Here is a 1,197-nt window from a genome sequence, read left to right as displayed (position 1 = left end):
GAGAGTGCGCGTCGAATCCGTGATCCCATGCGCTGAACGTCTACGCCGATTTACAAAAGCCTACGGACGGGTCTACCGCGACATCGGCGAGTCCGGGACAGGACTCCGTTCGGACCCGACTCGACCCCCGATCGACCGGTTCGAGACGTCAAAATCGCGGGTCGCCGAGGGGTTATCGGCGTAATACTTATTAATCGCCAATATATGTCATCGGAACATGACGTCAGAGCGTGACAATAGGTCTCACGGCACAAGCGACGGATCGACCTCGGCCGGCCGGCGCGTGAGCCGTCGCCAGTACATCGCCGGCGCGGGCGCCGCCGGTGTGGCGGCCTTCGCCGGGTGTAGCGGCGGCGACGGCGGTGACGGCAGCGACGGCGGCAGCATGGGCGGCGGCGGGACGACCACGATCAACATCATCACGTGGGAGGAGGACGCCGGGATGCAGGAGAACATCGAGTCCACGCTCGACGGGGTGGAGCTGAACATCACGCCCTCGACGTCGTCGACGGAAATGTTCTCGCAGTGGAGCTCCGGCCAGGACGAGCAGTTCGACATCGCCGTCCCGAACAACAACCTCGTGCCGCGGTTCATGGACGCCGACCTCGTCGCGCCGGTGAACAACGACGTGGTGAACAACTACGGCTCCATGTACGACCGGTTCCAGTCGTTCGTCGACAACCAGTTCACGGAGAGCGGGAACGCCTACGGCGTGCCGATCCGCTTCGGCTGGTACGGCTACTCCTACGACACCCGGAGCGTACCGGACCACGAGCCGAGCTACGACATCCTGTTCGAGCCCGATTACGTCGACACCGACCTCGACGGCGAGATCATCATGTACGACGAGGCGGCGAAGTCGATCCCCGCGGCGGCGCTGTACCTCGGCATGGACGACGCGATGTCCGGCGCGCGGATGACGTTCACGGAGGACCAGCTCTCGGAGATCCAGGACCTGCTCATCGAGCAGAAGCCGCGGCTGCAAGGGTACATCGCCCCCGACCCGACGTTCATCCAGGAGTTCCGTCAGGGCAACTTCCTCGTCGGGCACAGCGGGCGGAACGAGACCGTCCAGATGCGGAGCGAGGGCGACGCCTGGGTCGAGTACGTCGCCCCCCAAGAAGGCGCGCTGGCGTGGTACGAGACCGCGGTCGTCTCGGCCGCCTCCGACAACAAGGAGCCCGCCTGGGAGGTGAT

The 1,197-nt window shown here is 65.1% G+C and carries 1 protein-coding gene; it reads left to right on the top strand.

Going from position 1 to position 1,197, the window contains the following annotated elements:
- Positions 1 to 217: 217 nt before the first annotated feature.
- On the top strand, positions 218 to 1,197 hold a 980-nt coding region (locus tag DVK07_RS19355; RefSeq protein ID WP_233565527.1), incomplete at its 3' end, for a PotD/PotF family extracellular solute-binding protein.

It is taken from the genome of Halorubrum sp. Atlit-26R, from assembly GCF_003666015.1.
Taxonomy (GTDB): Archaea; Halobacteriota; Halobacteria; order Halobacteriales; family Haloferacaceae; genus Halorubrum.
The sequence above is the reverse complement of the archived record's forward strand: the minus strand, read 5'-3'. Positions and strand labels throughout refer to the sequence as shown.